The organism is Inhella proteolytica, from assembly GCF_016093275.1.
Taxonomy (GTDB): Bacteria; Pseudomonadota; Gammaproteobacteria; order Burkholderiales; family Burkholderiaceae_C; genus Inhella; species Inhella proteolytica.
Window position 1 is genome coordinate 222,864 of record NZ_JAEDAK010000002.1, and the last position, 15,422, is coordinate 238,285.

The 15,422-nt window shown below is 62.2% G+C and carries 15 protein-coding genes; 8 read left to right on the plus strand and 7 right to left on the minus strand.

All coding sequences use genetic code 11. From position 1 onward, the window contains the following. Window positions 1-39 precede the first annotated feature (39 nt). Together zwf and I7X39_RS03660 are read left to right on the plus strand one after the other, a co-directional pair. Window positions 40-1,494, plus strand: a complete 1,455-nt coding sequence (gene zwf, locus I7X39_RS03655; RefSeq protein ID WP_198109610.1) for a glucose-6-phosphate dehydrogenase — start codon at window positions 40-42, stop codon at window positions 1,492-1,494. An 8-nt stretch (window positions 1,495-1,502) separates the two neighbouring features. Beyond that, a complete protein-coding gene (locus I7X39_RS03660; RefSeq protein ID WP_198109900.1) occupies window positions 1,503-2,363 on the plus strand; it encodes a MurR/RpiR family transcriptional regulator in 861 nt (286 codons plus the stop codon). On the opposite strand, the gene I7X39_RS03665 is transcribed toward I7X39_RS03660, so the two are convergent. From I7X39_RS03665 to I7X39_RS03690, 6 genes are all read right to left on the minus strand, one after another. Then, on the minus strand, window positions 2,351-2,674 hold the full coding sequence (locus tag I7X39_RS03665; protein WP_198109611.1) for an STAS domain-containing protein: 324 nt from the start codon (window positions 2,672-2,674) through the stop codon (window positions 2,351-2,353). The genes I7X39_RS03660 and I7X39_RS03665 overlap by 13 nt on opposite strands. A 3-nt stretch (window positions 2,675-2,677) precedes the next feature. After that, the gene (locus tag I7X39_RS03670) at window positions 2,678-3,322 is read right to left on the minus strand and encodes an MlaC/ttg2D family ABC transporter substrate-binding protein (protein ID WP_198109612.1); all 645 of its coding nucleotides are present in this window, start codon (window positions 3,320-3,322) and stop codon (window positions 2,678-2,680) included. 73 nt (window positions 3,323-3,395) lie between these two features. Continuing rightward, a complete protein-coding gene (locus tag I7X39_RS03675) occupies window positions 3,396-4,142 on the minus strand; it encodes an MlaA family lipoprotein (protein WP_198109613.1) in 747 nt (248 codons plus the stop codon). Further along, window positions 4,139-4,615 carry an outer membrane lipid asymmetry maintenance protein MlaD gene (gene mlaD / locus I7X39_RS03680; RefSeq protein ID WP_198109614.1) on the minus strand — a complete coding sequence of 159 codons (477 nt, stop codon included), beginning with the start codon at window positions 4,613-4,615 and terminating at the stop codon, window positions 4,139-4,141. The genes I7X39_RS03675 and mlaD overlap by 4 nt, the downstream gene beginning before the upstream one ends. Window positions 4,616-4,649: 34 nt before the next feature. Continuing rightward, on the minus strand, window positions 4,650-5,435 hold the full coding sequence (mlaE, locus tag I7X39_RS03685) for a lipid asymmetry maintenance ABC transporter permease subunit MlaE (RefSeq protein ID WP_198109615.1): 786 nt from the start codon (window positions 5,433-5,435) through the stop codon (window positions 4,650-4,652). Continuing rightward, window positions 5,432-6,298 carry an ABC transporter ATP-binding protein gene (locus tag I7X39_RS03690; RefSeq protein ID WP_198109901.1) on the minus strand — a complete coding sequence of 289 codons (867 nt, stop codon included), beginning with the start codon at window positions 6,296-6,298 and terminating at the stop codon, window positions 5,432-5,434. Before I7X39_RS03690 ends, mlaE begins: the two co-directional genes overlap by 4 nt. 228 nt (window positions 6,299-6,526) lie before the next feature. On the opposite strand from I7X39_RS03690, the gene I7X39_RS03695 reads away from it, so the two are divergent. The 6 genes from I7X39_RS03695 to I7X39_RS03720 all read left to right on the plus strand — a co-directional run bounded on the left by I7X39_RS03695 (window position 6,527) and on the right by I7X39_RS03720 (window position 13,862). Then, complete coding sequence (locus I7X39_RS03695; protein ID WP_232351686.1) at window positions 6,527-6,982, plus strand: type IV pilin protein; 456 nt, start codon at window positions 6,527-6,529, stop codon at window positions 6,980-6,982. Further along, window positions 6,982-7,581 (plus strand): GspH/FimT family pseudopilin, encoded by a 600-nt coding sequence (locus I7X39_RS03700; RefSeq protein WP_232351721.1) that lies wholly within the window; start codon window positions 6,982-6,984, stop codon window positions 7,579-7,581. Before I7X39_RS03695 ends, I7X39_RS03700 begins: the two co-directional genes overlap by 1 nt. A 1-nt stretch (window position 7,582) precedes the next feature. Next, window positions 7,583-8,086: a type IV pilus modification protein PilV gene (gene pilV, locus I7X39_RS03705; protein WP_198109617.1), complete on the plus strand. Its 504-nt coding sequence runs from the start codon at window positions 7,583-7,585 to the stop codon at window positions 8,084-8,086. Further along, on the plus strand, window positions 8,083-9,156 hold the full coding sequence (locus I7X39_RS03710; RefSeq protein WP_198109618.1) for a PilW family protein: 1,074 nt from the start codon (window positions 8,083-8,085) through the stop codon (window positions 9,154-9,156). Before pilV ends, I7X39_RS03710 begins: the two co-directional genes overlap by 4 nt. A gap of 105 nt (window positions 9,157-9,261) precedes the next feature. Beyond that, window positions 9,262-9,870 (plus strand): hypothetical protein, encoded by a 609-nt coding sequence (locus tag I7X39_RS03715; protein WP_198109619.1) that lies wholly within the window; start codon window positions 9,262-9,264, stop codon window positions 9,868-9,870. Window positions 9,871-9,887: 17 nt separating this feature from the next. Then, window positions 9,888-13,862 (plus strand): pilus assembly protein, encoded by a 3,975-nt coding sequence (locus I7X39_RS03720; protein ID WP_198109620.1) that lies wholly within the window; start codon window positions 9,888-9,890, stop codon window positions 13,860-13,862. A 62-nt stretch (window positions 13,863-13,924) separates the two neighbouring features. Here I7X39_RS03720 and I7X39_RS03725 read toward each other — a convergent pair whose 3' ends face one another. Further along, a complete protein-coding gene (locus I7X39_RS03725; RefSeq protein ID WP_198109621.1) occupies window positions 13,925-15,412 on the minus strand; it encodes a glutamate synthase subunit beta in 1,488 nt (495 codons plus the stop codon). Window positions 15,413-15,422 lie beyond the last annotated feature (10 nt).

Sequence of the window (15,422 nt, forward strand, 5' to 3'; positions counted from 1 at the left end):
ATGCATCATCCAATTGGTAACTAAATTACATGTTCGACCATGTCCTTTGACCTTGTCTTCTTCGGCGGCACCGGCGATCTCACCTGGCGCAAATTGATGCCTGCGTTGTTCCAGGCCTTCCGGCACGGCAAGCTGCCCGGCGGGGCGCGCATCCTGGCGGTCGCGCGCGACGAGCAAAGTGACGACCAGTACCGAGACTGGCTGCGCGAGCGCTTCAAAGAGGTGGAGGGCGCCAAGCGCCCCAGCCAGGAAGAGTTCGAGCGCTTTGCAGCCCTGGTGTTCTACCGCCGCATGGACCTGAGCCAAGCCGAGCACTACGGGCATCTCAAGCAGTGGCTGGCCGAACGCCCCGAGGAGCCGGCCGACACGGTGGTGTTCTACCTGGCCACCAGTCCGCACTTGTTCACGCAGATCTGCGAACAGCTGGGGGCCGCCGGCCTGAACCACGAGCGCGTGCGGGTGGTGCTGGAGAAGCCGCTCGGCCACGATCTCAAGAGCGCCCAGCAGATCAACCGTGTGGTGCGCTCGGTGTTCGACGAGGCCCAGGCATTCCGCATCGACCACTACCTCGGCAAACCCTCGGTGCAGAACCTGATGGCCTTGCGCTTCGGCAACGCCTTCTTCGAGCCGCTCTGGCGTCGCGAGAGCATTGCCAACATCCAGATCACGCTGGCCGAGTCGCTCGGCGTCGGCACCCGGGGCCCCTTCTACGACGGCACCGGCGCGCTGCGCGACATGATCCAGAACCATGCGCTGCAGTTGCTGACGATGCTGGCCATGGAGCCACCGGCCAGCAACGACGCCGACGCAATCCGCGACGAAAAGCTCAAGGTTCTGCGCGCGCTCAAGCCTTTCACGCCCGAGACCGTGGCGCGCGATGTGGTGCGCGGCCAGTACCGCGCCGGCAATGCGGATGGCAAGGCGGTGCCGGCCTATCTGGACGAGGGCAAGGTGCCGGCGGACAGCCGGACCGAGACCTTCGTGGCGCTGCGCACGGAGATCCAAAACTGGCGCTGGGCCGGCGTGCCCTTCTACCTGCGCACCGGCAAGCGCCTGGCCGCGCGCGATGCCCAGATCGTCGTCAACTTCCGCCAAGTACCGCACGCCATCTTTCCCGGCAAGCCACGCGCGAACCGGCTGATCATCAAGCTGCAGCCCGAGGACGGGTTGGAGCTGCAGTTGCTCGCCGCCAAGGGCAGCGCGCACGGCGAAACCCTGGCCCCCGTTTCGCTGGACCTGGACTTCGACAAGGCATTCGCCGCCAACCGCGTGGGCGCGTACGAGCGCCTGCTGCTCGATGCCATTGCCGGTCGCCTGAACCTGTTCGTGCGCAGTGACGAGCAAGAGCAGGCCTGGCGCTGGGTCGAACCCATCCTGGATGCCTGGGCCCGCGAGGAAGAAGGCCCGCGTCCCTACACCGCCGGCAGCTGGGGGCCCGCAGCCGCCAGCGCACTGGTGGCGCGCGAGGGCTTCACCTGGCCCGAGGAGGTCTGATGAGTTCGCTGCTGGAACGCATCAAGGCGGCCCTGCCCGCCTTGCCCCCAGCCGAGCAACGCGTGGCCAAGCTGCTGTTGGTCGATCCACGCGCCTTCGCCAGCCTGCCCGTCAGCGAGCTGGCCGACCGGGCCGAAGTTTCCAAGCCCACAGTGGTGCGCTTTTGCCGCAGCGTGGGTTACGACGGCCTGGCCGACTTCAAGCTCAAGCTAGCCGGTAGCGTGAACGAGGGCGTGCCCTTTGTGCATCGGGCCGTGGAGGTCGACGACAAGCCGGCCGATCTGATCGTCAAGGTGGTGGACAACGCCGTGGCGGCCTTACTGCACTACCGCAACGATGCCAGTGGCCATGCGGTCGAGCGCGCCATCCAGGCGCTCTGCCATGCCGGTGAGAACGGCCGCCGCATCGAGTTCTGGGGCGTGGGCAATTCCGGCATCGTCGCGCAGGACGCACACCACAAGTTCTTTCGCCTCGGGGTGCACAGCGGCTGGTGCTCGGACGGCCACGTGCTCTTGATGAGCGCAACCATGATGGGAGCCGGTGACTGCGCCGTGCTGTTCTCCAACTCAGGGCGCAGCCGCGACCTGCTGGACGCAGCCGAGACGGCTCGCAAGAAGGGCGCCACGCTCATCATCCTGACCGCGAGCGGCTCGCCGCTGGCGCAGATCGGACAGTCAGCCGGTCAGGTTCTGCTGGCCGTGGACCACCCGGAAGACTTCGAGCGCTACAGCCCCATGGTGTCGCGCCTGCTGCAGTTGGTAGCCGTGGACATCCTGACGACCGGTGTTGCCCTGCGCATGGGCGATCGCTTGCGCCCGGTGCTGCAGGAAATCAAGCGCAATCTGCGCAGCAAACGCTACGCCAGCTGAGCCTCGCGGGCGGAGGGCCAAAGCAGGTCTTCCACCCCGTAAAGCCGCGCCAGGTCCCGAAGCAGAACCGGCGCGTCCAGCACCGTCAGGCTCAGGCCATGCTGGCGGCAGACGCGAGCGCAGCCCAACAAGAGGCTAAGCGCCGAGGAGTCGAACTCCTTCAGCTCGGCCGCACTGAGCCGGACCTCCTGGCCCGCGCCGGCCACCACGCCGGCCGCTTCAGCACTCAGGCTGGCCTGCCACTGCCGCCAAAGGCTTGCCGCCTGGGGCAGCAGAACGGAAGCCGGCAAGCGCAGCGAACTCCCGGACATCGATCAGCCCTTCGAGTTGGCCGCCAGGGCCTTGGCGTTGCGCTCGGTCAGGGTCTTGATCAAGCCGTCAATGCCGGAGGCCGAAATTTCTTGCGCGAAGCTGGTGCGGTATTGGTCGCCCAGCCAGATGCCCAGCACATTCATGTCGTAGATCATCCAGCCCTTTTCGGCCTTCTCGAGGCGGTAGTCGAGTTGGATGGGGTCGCCCTTGCCACGCACCTGGGTCTTGACCACCACCTCGGTCTCTTCCGGAGCCAGCTTCAGCGGCTTGAAGGCCAGCTGATGGTCCTTCACCTGCGACAGCGCGCCGGCATAGGTCCGCATCAACAGGGTGCGGAACTCCTTCTGCAGCTTGTCTTGCTGCTCCGGCGTGGCCTGACGCCAGTAGCGGCCTACCGCCGTTTGTGTCACGCGGCGGAAGTTCACGTAGGGCATGACCTTGGACTCGACCAGCGCCTGGATGCGACCCATGTCACCGGCCTGGATGGCCTTGTCGGCCTTGACGGCCTCCAGCATGTCGACCGAGAGCTCCTTGACCAAGCCGTCGGGTGTGCTGTTGTCAGCCGCCCAGGCAGGCAGTGCCGGCAAAGCCAGCGTCAGCGAGAGCAGCAGGCTTTGGATCCAAAGACGACGTTGATTATTAGACATTCGAATTCCCTTCGTGGCCCGCAATCGGGCCGGCGGTCAACGGTTCAGGCGCTTGCCGGGTGGACAAGCCCCATCAGGGCGCGCTTGCGGCGGGCTTGGATGGCGAGGGCACGACCTCGAACTCGTCATCCTCTGCCGACTTGGCCCGCTTCTTCATGTTGGCGCGCTGCAAATAGGCTTCGCGGAAGAAGGTGTACTTGTCGAGCGCAATGCCTTCGACCAGTTCCCCAGCCTGCAGGAAGCTGGCGCGTACGCTGATGAGCTCCAGTGCGGTCGCAGCCAGTTGGCTATTCGCGCCGTCAAACCAGACGGACGAGCGGGCCAGCCGGTCAATCGGCAGGGCCGCGGTGTCGCGCACGGTTGAAGGCCCGAGCAAGGGCAGGACCAAGTAGGGCCCACGCCCCACGCCCCAAGCACCCAGAGTCTGCGCAAAATTCTGGCTGCGCTTTTCCAGGCCGGCCTCGCCGGCCAGATCGATCAGACCCGCCAGACCCAGCGTGGAATTGAACATGAAGCGCGCGCCCTGCTCCACGCTGTAGCGGAACTCGCCCTGCAGCAACCAGTTCACGGCCGACCAGACGTCCCCCAGATTGCCAAAGAAGTTGCTGACTGCGATCCGCGCCGGCTCCGGCACCACTTCCTGGTACGCGCGCGCCGCCGGCTTGACGGCCGCCTCGTCGATCACGTCATTGAACGCGAACACGCGACGGTTGAAGCCCTCCCAGGGATCCTTGGGATGCGGCTGTGCGCCGGGCGGCAGCGGCGCAGCGCAGGCACTCAGCGCCACGCACACCGCCGCAATTTGCAGGCGGGCCTTCATGGCTTCTCGGCAGCCGGCGGCTCGGCAGCCTTGCTGTACAGGAACTGGCCGATCAGGTTCTCCAGCACCACGGCCGACTGGGTCTGCTTGACCACATCGCCGGACACCAGCAGCTTCTCGTCGCCGCCCGGCTCCAGGCCGATGTATTGATCACCCAGCAAACCGGCGGTCAGGATCTTGGCCGAGGTATCGCGCGGGAACTCGTACTGGCGCTGAATGTCCATCGTCACCACCCCCTGGTAGGTCTTGGGGTCCAGGCTGATGCTGGTGACGCGGCCGATCACCACGCCGGCCGAGCGCACCGGTGCGCGCGCCTTGAGACCGCCGATGTTGTCGAAGCGGGCCGTCAGGCGGTAGGTCTCACCATTCTGAAAGCTGGTGAGATTGGCCGCCTTGAGCGAGACAAACAGCAGAGCCAACAGACCGGCCAGCACGAAGAGTCCGACCAGGATTTCAATATTGCGTTTGGTCATAGGGTTGTGTAAACGCAGTGCAGAGACCCGCCCGTCAGCGGGGGGTCGTGAACATCAGGGCGGTCAGGATGAAGTCCATACCCAGAACCGCCAGCGAGGAAATCACCACCGTGCGTGTGGTGGCGTAGGCCACGCCTTCCGGCGTCGCCTGGGTTTCATAACCCTGATAGAGCGCAACGGCACTGCAGATGACGCCGAACACGAAGCTTTTGACGACGCCATTGCCCAAATCGCGCCAGACGTCGACGCCGTTCTGCTGGATCGACCAGAAATTGCCAGGGTCGATGCCGATCAATCCCACCGCCACCAGCCATGCCCCCAGGATGCCGATGGCCGAGAACAAGATGGCCAAGAGGGGCATGGACACCATGCCCGCAATGAAGCGTGGCGCCAGGATGCGTTGCCGCGGATCGATGGCCATCAACTCCAGCGCGGCAATCTGTTCGCCTGCCTTCATGAGGCCGATCTCGGCAGTCAGCGAGGTGCCGGCACGCCCGGCAAACAGAAGGGCCGTCACCACCGGACCCAACTCGCGCACCAGGCTGAGGTTGACGACCAGGCCCAGGGACTCCGCCGCACCGTAAGTCACCAGCGCGTAATACATCTGCAGCGCCAGCACGAAACCGACCGCCATGCCCGAGGCCAGGATGATGAGCAGGGACCGGTTGCCGATCGCATGCATCTGCGTCACCACCAGGCTAAAGCGCCGCAGGGATCGCGGCACCGCAGCCAACAGGCCAGCAAAAAAGAACGCGGCACGGCCCCAGCCGCCCAGTGTGGCCAAGGTGCGCGCACCCAGCGAGGCCAGCAGCTCGGTCATGCGCGCTCCCCTTGCGAAACCAAGCCGTAGTCCTGCAAGGGCTGCGGTGCCGGGTAATGGAATTTCACCGGGCCGTCCGGCTCGCCACGGACGAACTGCCGGACTTCGGGATCGGTGGAGGCCATCATCTCGGCCGGTGTGCCCTGGGCCACGATGCGCCCCCCTTCCGCCATCAGCACCACCCAGTCACTGATGGCCATGCATTCGGGCACGTCGTGCGAAATCAGCAGGGAGGTTGCGCCGGTCACATCATTCAGGGTCCGGATGAGCTTGGCAGCCACGCCCATCGATATCAAATCCAGCCCGGCGAAGGGCTCGTCATACATGATGAGCTCGGGGTCCAGCGCAATGGCGCGCGCCAGCGCGATGCGCCGCGCCATGCCACCGGAGACCTCGCTGATGCGCAAACTGGCGGCACCCCGCAGGCCCACGGCGTTCAACTTCATCAGCACCAGATCGCGGATCATGGCCTCGGGAAGATCGGTCATCTCCCGCAGAGGGAAGGCCACGTTGTCAAACACGCTGAGGTCGGTGAACAGCGCACCGAACTGAAACAGCATGCCCAGGCGCCGACGGAGTCGGTACAGCTGCTCGCGGTTGTGGATATCAATGACCTCGCCATCGAAGACAACCCGACCCTGGCTCGGCGCATGAACCCCGCCGATCAACCGAAGTAGCGTGGTCTTGCCGCAGCCGGAGTTGCCGAGCACCGCGGTCACCTTGCCACGCTCGAAGCGCAGGCTGAGATCCTTGAGGATGGTGCGGCTGCTGTCGTAGCCGAAAGTGACGCGATCGATCTCGATCAGGGCAGCAGAGGACACGGGATGGACGGAACCTAAGGCCTGCGTTGAAAAGGCGCGCATTGTGGCATGGCACCCCAGCATGACTACGGGATTGCCCGGATTCCCACATGGCCTGCCGAAAGCGTGTCAAAGGGTGTCGACATGCTGACCGTTAAGGAGTTCACGGCCGCCACAAAGTGGGCGTGAATTGTTACGAATGCGAGCGACTTGCGTGATCGACGGTTTAAGTCTGGTGATCGGCGGCCTAGGCTGAAGAGGCCCCATTGAGAAAAATCTAGGCTCGTTTCAATGGGCCTCTCCATGCACCGCTCTTGCCGCCCCTCACGCAGTCCCCTTGCACTCGGCTTCACCTTGATTGAAGTGATGGTCACCGTGGCAGTTGTCGCCATCCTAGGTGCAGTTGCCCTGCCTTCTTACCGGGACTATGTCACCCGCGGGCGGATTCCAGAAGCCACAGCGGGCTTGGCCGAGCGTCAGGTGCGCATGGAACAGTTTTTTCAGGACAACCGGACCTATGCAGGCGCTTTAGCCTGCACCGTCACTGCTGGCAAGTTCTTTACTTTTTCCTGCACCGCCGCATCGGCGACTGCATTTGAGCTGACCGCTACCGGCACTGGTTCCATGAGCGGCTTCACCTACACCGTCGATCAAGCCGGTACCAAAAAGACCACAGCCGTCCCGGCAGGATGGTCATTGCCCAGCCCGAACAACTGCTGGGTCACCAAGAAGGGGGGGCTGTGCTGATGCAGTCGGAGAAGGGCCTGACCCTCATTGAAGCCTTGGTGGGGCTGGTCATCGTGGCCATGATGTTCACCTTGGGCGGCCCAGCCTTCTCAGCCTGGATGGCCAATGCACGCATACGTGGCACCGCTGAAACCGTGTTGGCCGGGCTGCAGTTGGCACGAACCGAGGCCACCAGCCGCAATGCCCAGGTGCGCTTTCAATTGACGTCATCGCTGGACGACACATGCGTTCTGGCTGTGACCGGACCGAACTGGGTGGTCGATGTGGTGACCGCAGATGCGGCGGACAGCGTAGTGAGTCAGTGCGACGCCGCCGCTTCCGACACCGTTGCGCCTCATGTCCTGCAGAAGCATGCGGCCCAAGAAACACAAGGCGGCTCCGTCGTTACGTCAACTGCCGATTCCGTCATATTCAACGGCATGGGCCGATTGGTTGGCGGCCCTGCAGCCGCCACCACCGTCACGATCACCGGCAGCAACCCGGCCAACTGCAAATCGCTGGGCGGCGAGTTGAATTGTCTGCAAGTACAAGTGAGTGCAGCAGGTCAGATCCGTATGTGCAACCCAGTTTTCGCCACCGGCAGTGTGCAGGCTTGCTGAAATGAAGCGCAACGTAGCCTCTTCCTCCCGATCGGGCGCCCGCTCCGGCTTCATGTTGCTTGAAGCCCTGGTCGCTGTGCTGATCTTTTCACTCGGCGTACTGGGTCTGATCGCCCTGCAGTCCAAAGCCATCACCCAGTCTTCTCAAGCACAGTACCGCTCGAGCGCGGCACAGCTGGCCAATGACTTGGTCAATCAGATGACCCTCACCGATCGCAGCAATGCGACGCTGAGCACTCAGTTTTCAAGCTCACCCTCTGGGGCCGCCTATCTGGCCTGGAAGGCTCGGGTTTTGGCCCAGTTGCCAGGGGCGTCCAGTACGCCGCCGACCGTCACCGTAACGGCCATCAATCCGCTGCCGACCATTTTGGGCTCAGGAACTGGACCAGCCGACCCCGCTTTGACTCCAAGCAGCAGGGTCACGATCCAACTGTTCTGGAAGCATCCCGCTGAGCCGGCCGCCTCTCCGGCGAACAAGCTCCAACTTGTCTCGGAGTTGAAATGAGTGCGCATATTCAGTTGCACCTGGGTGGACGCCAAAAGCACGTTGGCCTCAGCTTGGTTGAAGTGCTGGTCGGCATCGTGGTCGGCATGCTGGTCATCATCATCGTGATGCAGATGCTCAAGGTCGCTGAAGGGCAGCGCCGGACGGCCACTGGCGGCGGTGATGCGCAGACGAGCGGCGCGATCGCGCTGACCCTGCTCCAGCAAGACCTGCAGCAGGTGGGCAACGGCTTCATGGACCAGAACGTATTGGGCTGCAACCTAACCTTGGACAACGGTCTCACCGTGAACAATTTGGGGCAGGCCACGATCAACCACCCGAGCATTCCAGCCGGCGACTCCGGTTCGGAGACTTTGCTGGTTGTGTACGGTGACCCGTCGGGCGTGCATCTCGGCAACCGCATCAAGAACCATCCGACCCCGGCCGAATACCTGCCCGAAGCACCGCAAGCTTTCAGGCTGAATGAGTGGGTTGTCGCAGCGCCCGAAGTTCGCGTGAACCCCTGCGCCCTGTTCATGACACGTGTCACAACGAGCCCGGCGACACCGACGTCCGTGGTCGGCGTTCAGGCGGGCATCGTCAACGCCCAACGAGGATTTCTATTCAATCTGGGCCTGAATCCGATTGTTCGCGCTTATGCGGTGCGGTCGGGACAGCTCACGGCCTGTGACTTCCGCACGGCCAACTGCACCTCAAACGCTCCGGCCAATTGGCCGCCGGTAGCTGAAGGCATCGTGGCATTACGCGCCTTGTATTTGCGGGATACCAGCATCCCTGCCGACGGAGTGCCCGACACAACGAATACCACCACCCCGGTTGACGCCGATGGCTGGCGCAGGATTCGGGGCATCCGGATGGTTCTCGTCGCCCGCAGCGGTCAGTTGGAAAAAGAAGAGGTCACCGACGTTGCGGGGGGCGCTCCGGCTCCGACATGGAGCGCCGCAGCCTCCGCTCCGATTTCCATTCCCGGCAGCGACTGGAAGCGATTCCGTTACCGAAGCTTCGAAGCGGCGATTCCTTTCGCCAACGTGCCGGTCGAATTGCCGGACGGCGATTGGCCACCTGTCTGATACGCACCCCTTCGCTCGCGCCAATACCGCCTGTCGCCTCGGATCAACATGCCCAGAATCACACCCACCCGCCCGCCACTTGGCAATCAACACGGCCTCGTACTCGTGCTGGCGTTGATCGCCCTGGTTGCGCTGTCGCTCGCGGCAGTCGGCCTGATGCGCACGATGCTGGCCACGAACCAGGTCGCCGGCAACCTCGCCTTTCAGCAAAGCGCAGCACAGGCAGCGCAAGTGGGCGTCGAGACCGCCATGGCCTGGCTGGATCAGCAAGCGCGCGCGTTCACCGAAGTGGTCCCGGCCTCAGGCGCACTGCCAGCGCAGCTCGGTCAGGCGAATCGGTTGAGCAATCACATCCTCAAGGGCGCCTCAGAACCGATCGCTTACCGCGCCACGCGACAAGACCCGATCCCTGGCCAAAGCTGGGAGGCGTTCTGGGCCGTTCAAAAGGCGGCCAATTTCGTCAATGAGCTTCCGCCGGACGCAAATGGCAACAAGGTCAGTTACTTGATTCACCGACTTTGCGTCAATCAAGGCAAGAGAGAAAGCATGGGCTCCAACTGCGAGTTGGCGCCATACCGAAAAGTGGATGAGCGAGGGTCCATGTCAAGCCCAACCGGCATACCCGCGGCACGTGAGGCACTTTACCGCATAACCGTCCGAGTCGAAGGCCCCAGAAATGCAGTGAGCTTCACTCAGACCATTATTTCGATCTAATGAATGCGCGAGGAACCATGAAGTACTCCACACAGTTCAATTTCGCCGCGAAATCAATCGCCCTGACTTCCCTTCTGACGGCAGGCATTACCGCGATGGTAATTGCTGCCCCTGCGGATTTATCTAAGAGCCCGCTGGCAACCTCGTCATCCACGTCGATCAAGTCGAATCTGGTTTTCATCCTGGATGACTCTGGATCCATGGCCTGGGATTTCATGCCGGACCAGATCATGTACAACGCCAGCAACAACCTGTTGCAACACTGCAGATCTGCCGGCCCAAGCGGTAGTGGAGCGAGTTTCAGCCCGGGTACCTTCGCTGCAGATTGCTGCAAGGACAGCTCCTTGAACGATGCTTGCTACGGCATCAATGGCCATTCCTCTCGCCGGATGCTGCCACCGCTGCTCGCCTCCGATTTCAACGGCGTTGCCTACAATCCGAATATTCGCTACAGCCCCCCGCTCAAGTACGACGGAAGCTCGTATCCATCGATGGACTCAGCCCAAACCAGCGGCTGGACAAACGTGAAGAATGATGGATTTGGAGTACAGAGCACAGGGGACACCGATCTCACGACAGAATTCCCGGACATGATTTGGTGCCCGAGCAGTTCATCGCCAGACAGTGACTGTGTGCGAGACAAGAACTACGTATTACCCGGAAAGATCGGCGCCGTCACCTACAACGTGAAGCGCGCGAAATTCGCAACAGGAACGGCGCAAAAATTCGCCAAGGGAACACCCGACAACATCAGCACCGAGACTCGAAATGTTGGCCCTCACTATTACAAGATAGTGACTGGAGAGTACTGCAGCTCAATTGACCTTCGCGACTGCGCAATCCAGGCAGGCCCAACAGCAGACAAGAGCTATCCAGCCCCAGTGCGCTGGTGCAAGACCGAGAGCGCCGCGGCCAAGCTAACGCCAACAACTGGTGATTGCAGAGCTGTTCGAACCGCAGATTTCCCTTATGCACGATATCCGGGCCGCTACGGAGCAGCCGGCAACTTCCCGGGTTCGTTCGAGCGAGTTGATATTGTCACCACAACAAGCAGTTATCCGAAATCAGTTGCGCGCACCGATTGCGCAGGCGCGACATGCACCTATGCAGAGGAGATGACCAATTTCGCCAACTGGTGGGCGTACTACCGGACCCGCATGCAGCTGATGAAGACAGCTAGTTCGCGTGCGTTTCAACCGGTGGGCAACAACTACCGGCTTGGCTACTTCACTCTCAATCGCAATGCCACCGGCGACTTCTTGAATCTCGACACCTTCGAGAGCACTCACAAGTCAAATTGGTACAGCCAGCTATTTGCAGCCAAACCGAGCTCCGGCACACCGCTGCGTCAGGCCCTCAGTGTCGCCGGGCGTCTCTATGCCGGCCGCCTGAATGGCACCAGCATTGACGGAGTGACCGTCAAAGAGCCCATGGAGTATTCCTGTCAGAAGAACTTTGCCCTACTCTCGACCGATGGATATTGGAACGGCTCAGCTGGCGTCAAAGTCGACGGTAGCAGCGCAATTGGAGAGCTGGACTCGAGTCTGACGGCGCCGAAGAAGGACGGCGTACCGCAATCCAATAGCTTAGCGGACACCGCTTACTATTACTTCAGTACTGATTTGCGGCATGACGACGGTAGCGCAGCTGCCACTGCCTACTGCAAGAATTCCAGTAACGGCCAGGATCTGTGCGGGAATAGCAGCAACCCCGCCAAGGTTCCCCATGAAAAACAGAACATGCAGCTGTTTTCTCTGGGCTTAGGCCTGCCGGGGAACATGCAGTACATCCCAAACTATCTGTCCGCCAACACGGGTGACTACCATGCCATCAAGCAGGAATTGGCCGCCGACCCCGGTAACGGGATCTGCTCTTGGCAGAGTTCTGGCACCTGCACCTGGCCCAAACCTGAAGCCGACAAGCCATCCGCAATTGACGACCTTTGGCATGCTGCAGTGAATACTGATGGGCTCTATTTCAGCGCCAAAGATCCCGACTCATTGTTTGCAGGCCTGCGCTCAGCCCTTATCGCCATCGACAAGAAGGCCGGGGCTTCTGCCGCCGCGACCACCAGCAACCCCAACGTGACGGCTGGTGATAATCAAATTTTCGTTTCCAACTATGTCACAGGCGAATGGTCAGGCGATGTCAAGAGTCACCGGATCGATGTGAACACCGGTGATGTTGACACAGCAAACAGCGATTGGTCCGCGAAGGCCTGGCTTGATGCCAATGCAGCCAGCCGAACGATTTACATGTTTTCTTCGGCGGCAGCCAATAAGCTCAAGAGCTTCTCTTGGGCATCACTCAGCGGCACTGAGCAAGCCTACTTTTCCACCCCGTACATCAGCTCGGGAGCCAATCCTCTTTCTCAATTCTGTGTATCTGGCCCTTATTGCCTAAGCACGACAGATCAAGCAGCCGCCTCTGGAGCCGCACTTGTGAACTTCCTGAAAGGGGACCGCAGCAACGAAGGTCAACTGACTGAGGTCAACAAGTACTTCCGTGCGCGGGCCAGCGTACTTGGCGACGTGGTGCATTCAGAGGGCGTCTACGTCAAGACCTCTCGCCGGGGCTACACGGACACGGGATATACCGCACACCGCGCGGCGATGCTGAGCCGCGCCGGAATGCTGTACTTCGGCGCTAATGACGGAGCGCTGCACGCACTCGATGCCGCAACCGGCGCAGAGCGTTGGGCCTTTATTCCTACCGCCGTATTGCCCAAGCTTTACACACTGGCTGACAAAGAGTACGCCACCAAGCACGAATACTTCGTCAATGCCACGCCGGTCATTGCCGACATCAAGATTGGCAGCAATTGGCGGACCATTCTGGTCAGCGGCTTGGGCCAGGGCGGTCGTTCGTACTTTGCGCTGGACATTACCGATCCACTCAACCCCAAGGCGCTTTGGGAATTCACGCACAACAACCTTGGGTACACGCTTGGCAAAGCTGAGATCGGCAAGCTTGCTGACGGCACTTGGACCGTGTTCCTGCCCTCCGGCTACAACAATGTGAGCCCGGGCGACGGGAAAGGCTATGTCTTCGCCGTGGATGCCGCGACTGGAAATCTCATCACCAGCGCCACCGTTTCCACAAACTCGGGCAGCGTCTCGACCCCGAGCAATTTGGGACACATCCGCGCTTGGATGGATGACGGCTTCAGTGACGCTACGGTGGCGCGCCTGTACGGAGGCGACACCGATGGCAATGTGTGGCGATTTGATGTCAACAACAACGTGGGGGCGCCGGGCGTAGAGGCACAGTTGCTGGCCACGCTCAAGAATGACGCCAACGTGGTCCAACCCGTCACATCGCGACCGGAACTGGGCTTGGTCAACAAGACCCACGTCATGGTCTATGTCGGCACGGGCCGGTACCTCGGCGTGTCCGACATTCCGGACACTCAGATCGGCTCAATCTATGGCATCAAGGACCGCTTGACTGATCAAAGTTATGGCAATCCACGCAGTGCCATGACTCTGCCGGCCTTTGTCAAGCAGACCCTTGGCACCACCACCGCTTGCCCGCCTGGGTCGGAAGGCCTTTGCTCCCCCGGCGATCTGATGCGTACGACGATCAATCCTCTGCCGGTTGACCTCGCGGTGAAGGGCGGCTGGTATGTGGATCTGCTGGTTTCCGGAGAGCGCGTGCATACAGATATGCGCTTGGTGCGAGGCACACTTGCGGTGAATTCGGGTATCCCAGACACCAGTGGCGCCTGCAAGGCCGGTGGCACGGGTTGGATCAATTACATCGACTACGCAACCGGGGCGACTGTTGGCGCCTTCCTTGGTAATGCCATCCCAACCGCGCCAACGATCACGCTCGTCGGTTCCGACCTTTGGGACTTCACGGTGATGCCAGGCGGAGGCGGCGGCGGCCCCGGCGGAAAGTGCCCCGGTGGCATTTGCAAGACCCCCCCGCCGAACGATGACGCCCCAACCCCTGCTCGCCGCCTGCGCTGGCGCAACCTGCTGACCGATTGACTGAATGCCTAGAAAAACGCCCGCCGATTCCATAAATCGGCGGGCGTTTTCTTTAGGCTCAATCAGCGTGGCAAGCTTGATAACCCCATCAGGAATTGGTCCACCGCCTGCGCGGCCTGACGCCCCTCGCGAATCGCCCACACCACCAAGCTCTGCCCCCGCCGCATGTCACCCGCGGCAAAGACTTTCGGGACGTTGGTGGCATAGCCGCCGCTGGCGTCGGTTCCTGCGTGGGCATTGCCCCGGGCATCGCGCTGCACATTGAAGGCATCCAGCACCGAGGCCACCGGGGCGGTGAAGCCCATGGCGAGCAGCACCAAGTCGGCCTTCCATTCCTTTTCGCTCCCGGGCACTTCCTTGAACTTGCCGCCCTGCCATTCCAGTTGGACGGTGGTCAGGCTCTTGATGCGCCCCTTGTCCTTGCCGGTGCCCGGATTGAAGGACTTGGTGGCGATGGAGAAGACGCGCTCGCAGCCTTCCTCGTGGCTGGAGCTGCTGCGCAGTTTGATCGGCCAGTAGGGCCAGGTCAGCGGGCGGTTCTCCACTTCCGGCGGCTGGGGCATCAGCTCGAACTGGGTGACGGACGCGGCGCCGTGACGATTGCTGGTGCCCACACAGTCGCTGCCGGTGTCACCGCCGCCGATCACAATCACATGCTTGCCGTCGGCACGCAGCTGGTCCTTGAGCTTGTCGCCCGCATTGACCTTGTTCTGCTGCGGCAGGAACTCCATGGCGAAGTGCACGCCCTCCAGTTCGCGGCCGGGCACGGGCAGGTCGCGCGGGGTCTCGGCACCGCCGGCCAGCAGCACGGCGTCAAATTCCGCCTGCAGCTGGGCTGCCGTCACCACGGTGGTGGCGTCGTTGGTGATCTTGGCGGCCGGGCCATCCTTGGGCAGCTCACCCACCAGGGTATTGACACGGAACTCCACGCCTTCGGCCTGCATCTGAGCCACGCGGCGGTCGATGTGGGACTTCTCCATCTTGAAGTCGGGAATGCCGTAGCGCAGCAGGCCCCCGATGCGGCTGTTCTTCTCGAACACCGTGACGCTGTGGCCGGCACGCGCCAGCTGTTGCGCCGCGGCGAGACCGGCCGGGCCGGAGCCGACGACCGCCACCTTCTTGCCGGTCTTCTGTGCCGGCGGCTGGGGCTGCACCCAGCCTTCCGCCCAAGCGCGGTCGATGATCGCGTGCTCGATCGACTTGATGCCGACCGCATCGCCGTTGACATTCAGAGTGCAGGCCGCCTCGCAGGGGGCCGGGCACACACGGCCGGTGAACTCCGGAAAGTTGTTGGTGCTGTGAAGCACCTCAATGGCCTGCTGCCACTGTTGGCGGTACACCAGGTCGTTGAAGTCCGGAATGATGTTGTTGACCGGACAGCCGTTGTTGCAGAAGGGGGTGCCGCAGTCCATGCAGCGCGCGGCTTGGGTCCTGCTGTCTTCGGCCGAGAGGCCAATGACGAATTCCTTCCAGTTCTTGAGGCGCACCTTGACGGGCTCGTAGCCCTCTTCCAGGCGCTCGTACTCCATGAAGCCGGTGACTTTTCCCATGATTGCTTTC

Excerpts from the sequence above, each read along its gene's own strand:
- zwf (WP_198109610.1), top strand. The coding sequence starts at position 40 with ATGTCCTTTGACCTTGTCTTCTTCGGCGGCACCGGCGATCTCACCTGG.
- I7X39_RS03665 (WP_198109611.1), bottom strand. The coding sequence starts at position 2,674 with ATGTCCGGGAGTTCGCTGCGCTTGCCGGCTTCCGTTCTGCTGCCCCAG.
- I7X39_RS03670 (WP_198109612.1), bottom strand. The coding sequence starts at position 3,322 with ATGTCTAATAATCAACGTCGTCTTTGGATCCAAAGCCTGCTGCTCTCG.
- I7X39_RS03675 (WP_198109613.1), bottom strand. The coding sequence starts at position 4,142 with ATGAAGGCCCGCCTGCAAATTGCGGCGGTGTGCGTGGCGCTGAGTGCC.
- mlaD (WP_198109614.1), bottom strand. The coding sequence starts at position 4,615 with ATGACCAAACGCAATATTGAAATCCTGGTCGGACTCTTCGTGCTGGCC.
- mlaE (WP_198109615.1), bottom strand. The coding sequence starts at position 5,435 with ATGACCGAGCTGCTGGCCTCGCTGGGTGCGCGCACCTTGGCCACACTG.
- I7X39_RS03690 (WP_198109901.1), bottom strand. The coding sequence starts at position 6,298 with ATGCGCGCCTTTTCAACGCAGGCCTTAGGTTCCGTCCATCCCGTGTCC.
- I7X39_RS03695 (WP_232351686.1), top strand. The coding sequence starts at position 6,527 with ATGGGCCTCTCCATGCACCGCTCTTGCCGCCCCTCACGCAGTCCCCTT.
- I7X39_RS03700 (WP_232351721.1), top strand. The coding sequence starts at position 6,982 with ATGCAGTCGGAGAAGGGCCTGACCCTCATTGAAGCCTTGGTGGGGCTG.
- pilV (WP_198109617.1), top strand. The coding sequence starts at position 7,583 with ATGAAGCGCAACGTAGCCTCTTCCTCCCGATCGGGCGCCCGCTCCGGC.
- I7X39_RS03710 (WP_198109618.1), top strand. The coding sequence starts at position 8,083 with ATGAGTGCGCATATTCAGTTGCACCTGGGTGGACGCCAAAAGCACGTT.
- I7X39_RS03720 (WP_198109620.1), top strand. The coding sequence starts at position 9,888 with ATGAAGTACTCCACACAGTTCAATTTCGCCGCGAAATCAATCGCCCTG.
- I7X39_RS03725 (WP_198109621.1), bottom strand. The coding sequence starts at position 15,412 with ATGGGAAAAGTCACCGGCTTCATGGAGTACGAGCGCCTGGAAGAGGGC.